Source organism: Mesorhizobium sp. LNHC229A00, assembly GCF_000502415.1.
Lineage (GTDB): Bacteria > Pseudomonadota > Alphaproteobacteria > Rhizobiales > Rhizobiaceae > Mesorhizobium.
In genome coordinates this window covers 1-3,337 of the sequence record NZ_AYWQ01000050.1, presented here as the reverse complement: position 1 = coordinate 3,337, position 3,337 = coordinate 1, and the positions used below count along the sequence as shown (strand labels likewise).

Genomic DNA, 3,337 nt, shown 5'->3' with positions numbered 1-3,337 from the left:
CTACAAGGCCCGCCCCTCCACAAGGCGGGCCGCACCCACAACCATGTGAATTGCGGTTCTAGCGCTGTCTGCTACCTACCGCCCATGAACAAGACGAAGCTCACGCTCTGGGTGGTGCTGGCGGTGCTGATCGTGATCGGCATTTATCTGTTTATGCAGGCGGACGCGCCCGATTGGTCAGTGCACCTTTGACCACAGCCCGCGCCAGCATATAGGTTTAGCATAATCGCGGCCTTAAGGCGCTACCCAGCCGTAGAGGAATGCTAGCGGTACCTCTGGAGGTAAGTGGCGATGGGGATGGCCGCCGATGGCCACGTTTCTGGCAGAAACTGCTAGCCGGCGAGTCTGCTACAGGAGTTGGAGTCGATTGGCGGAATGGCCATCGGTCCAACTTTCGTCACGAAATTTGTCTATAGAATTCCGGCTCGCCGGAATTGGTAGGCCCTCAGCGGCAGCCATAAACCGCCATTATCACTTCCGGAACAATCGCCGGAATTTAACCAGGAATTTCAATTAGACGCTTTTTTGGCATCAAAACATTGTAATTTGCAACGCAATGGCTATGTGACGCACTTGACGCTTGACAATTTAATTGCAACCTTTTAGCGCGAGCGCACGTTAAAAGGATCTAAAGATTTTTATGTGCTCTCTGGAGGAACGTCCAAACAAACCTGATTTGGACAAATGGCGGTAGGTGGTGGCGAAATGCGAAATGAACTAAGCGAAGATATCAAGGTTGGCCAGCCTTTGCACCGCGACAATGCGCGATTCCGTTTTCTTTTCCCGAATGGGAAGCCTGTACTCCCGGAAGGCTTGATGGGAAGCCTTCCTACCCTGACTTCGTATGAGATCGTGCGGAACCGGAAGAGAGTTTCTGTAGAAGACGCAAAATAGCTGTTCTTTATTTTGTCGTATTAGGCTAAGGCCGCATCACTCCGATGCGGCCTTTTTCACAAGACAAAGCAAAAATGATAAACCTTGATAACGGTACCGTCGAACGGTGGCTTGGTAGTGCCGAGGAGTTCAGCTACGACTTCCTCCGGTACTTACATATTTATATGCATGCTATAGGCGTCCATGCCGATTTCGTAAGGGCTGAGGTAGAAGACGCTCACCGCGAATGGGTTGCCGTGTGCAATCATTGGCAAACGCATCTCTTCGAGCAGGACGTCGAAAGTCTCTCATACACGAAGATTTTCTCCGTTCTCCTTTTTTGTCTCGCGAAGAGGACCTTTATCGAAAGCCTCTCAACCTATGCGAGCTCCGGGAGGCGGTCGGATCCAATCTTCAATGGCACTGACGTAGAACAGGAAGAGGCTAGAAACGACTTCCTCGGGGCGCCCGAGGCTATTGCGTCCTTCGACTTCTGCATCAACATCATAAACTTCTATGAAGAGAGGCGTATCGACCGGGAAGACCCTTTCCAGCCAAAACTCACCGAAGCCATGCGCCACGACATGATCTACTTCCTTGGTAGCGGGCCATCGGACCCTCTGTCCGTCTATATGGCTCTCAAAGCGATCTATACCAGGGACTAAGAACCCTTGCGTTTTTGCCTGACCAATTCCTTTATCTGCTCTTTGGTCATCTTCGGCGAATGGGCAATCTTCTGCACGTCCGCCTCAAAAGCAGCGTCTGACTGATCGATTTTAAGTTCGCGCGACGCCTCTCGGAATTTGTCGATCTGCGGTTGGCTAGTCGAATGCGCCTTTGTTTTTCCCGGTTCCTTCATCGTCCTCGTTGTTCTCCAGTCGGATTCTATTCGCAAGTCGTTCACTTTGCGCGCTCTCAGGTTGAGCGGGTGACGATACCGTATCCCAGTCATCGTCATCTTCCATCGCCTCGAATGCACCTTTTTGGGCCGCCAATACCTTCATCAGCCTATCGATATCACGAGAGGATCGGATGGAGATTGTGCCGCTCAACACCATGCCATCAAAAGCGATGGTGAACGGACGGCCATGCGCGGCCGGCGGCAAAGATGTAACTTGCGGCGTGGGGGCTGCTGGGGCTTGTGCTGGCGTCATCTTTTCCTCGTGCGTGGGTGTTGCAGATGACGAATCATGCGCCGTTTGCTTAGGCACCGCAATTTCTAATGTTTCTCGATAAAATTGGATAACTTGCTCCGCTGCGGATGACGAGAACCCTTCCCGCACCAGATAGGAACGCAGGCTTTCCTCAGTCGGGGCACGGTCTGGCCACTTCTCGCGCAATTTAGCAAAGAGAACAGGACGGAACGCCGCCTTCTCTATCGCCTCTTGCTTTTCGTTCGGGTCGTGAGGGAAAAGAATCGTAAGCGCCAGTTCGCTGACTTTAGCCTCACCGTCACCAACAGCTTCAAGAAGTCCATATTTTGCAAGGGCTGAAAGCACCGTAGCAGAGGCGCCATTGAGCCCTCCGAACCCTAGGTGCTTCGCTATCACCTCTCGCGGAACGGCATTCTTGCCCTCTAGACCCTGCAGGGTTCGAACGCGGTCCAGTGCCGCTGGTAGGCTGAGTGCCGGATAGTTTGGGCTGCGAACGCGTGCCATGGCCGAGTCTCCTTGCGAGGATCACTGCCAGACATTTATCTAGGCCTGGCGAAAAAATCAAGGTTTATCTAGATAAAGTAATTTAACGCCATCCGCCGTTGCCGATAACGCGAGTTTCGACTATATTCGAACGAATCGAAAAGACGGAGCGGTAATGATTAGACCTGCATAGCCCCTCGCGTTCTGGCCATCGGCGTCAGAGGGGCGGAAATGCAAAGGGCCGCAAACCCGGTGAGACGGGAATGCGACCCAGATGGACCAGCAATCGAAAGGGCGGTAGAGGCCCGCGACCACTAGAGGTTCACACCTTAGAATCGCATCTCTGCCGCTTCTTTTCAAGGCCCCTCGCCTGAAAGAGGTGACGTTATGGTTTGGGTTAGCCCCGTACCACCGTTTCCGTTTTGGCCGCACCGAATTCGTTTGCGGCCACTATCGCAGCCGATAAGACCGGCGCCAGCGGCGTAGCCGCCTAGCCGTCCGATCAACGCAACTTGCCGGGGATTACCTCCCCGGCTTTTTCTTGTGCCTCGCATATCGCCAGAGCGGCAATTCGAGTTGGACGGGCTTGCGGAAATGCGTTCGCTTCTCGTCAAGCAGGTCTATGATAGGTAAGGCGCTTACCGGCAGCACCCTTCAGGGCGATGAAAGCGCGAGTGCCGTCATCAACTCCCAAGGCAATGCGGTTGCTGTAGCGGAAGTCGAACTCGGCAAGGTAGCGGTGCAAGTGATGCTCTGCACAATGCTGGTAGACGCCTTTCATGCCGCGCTTGAAGATCGAATAGAATCCCTAGTGTGGATGGTCTTTT

At 53.5% G+C, this 3,337-nt stretch carries 4 protein-coding genes and 1 pseudogene; 2 read left to right on the top strand and 3 right to left on the bottom strand.

Translation table 11 applies throughout. The features are described from left to right. Nucleotides 1-192: hypothetical protein (locus X742_RS1000000175270; protein ID WP_210164354.1), on the top strand; the 192-nt coding region annotated here is incomplete at its 5' end. 776 nt (nucleotides 193-968) lie between these two features. After that, nucleotides 969-1,538 carry a hypothetical protein gene (locus X742_RS140680; protein WP_023775538.1) on the top strand — a complete coding sequence of 190 codons (570 nt, stop codon included), beginning with the start codon at nucleotides 969-971 and terminating at the stop codon, nucleotides 1,536-1,538. On the opposite strand, the gene X742_RS0139285 is transcribed toward X742_RS140680, so the two are convergent. From X742_RS0139285 to X742_RS1000000173570, 3 genes and pseudogenes are all read right to left on the bottom strand, one after another. Beyond that, entirely contained in the window at nucleotides 1,535-1,732 is a 198-nt protein-coding gene (locus X742_RS0139285; RefSeq protein ID WP_023784686.1) for a hypothetical protein, read from the bottom strand. The two genes, X742_RS140680 and X742_RS0139285, sit on opposite strands and share 4 nt — an antisense overlap. Continuing rightward, entirely contained in the window at nucleotides 1,695-2,531 is an 837-nt protein-coding gene (locus tag X742_RS140685) for a hypothetical protein (protein ID WP_023775537.1), read from the bottom strand. The genes X742_RS0139285 and X742_RS140685 overlap by 38 nt, the downstream gene beginning before the upstream one ends. 589 nt (nucleotides 2,532-3,120) lie before the next feature. Further along, a pseudogene (locus X742_RS1000000173570) lies at nucleotides 3,121-3,318 on the bottom strand (transposase); the annotation flags it as partial. Nucleotides 3,319-3,337 lie beyond the last annotated feature (19 nt).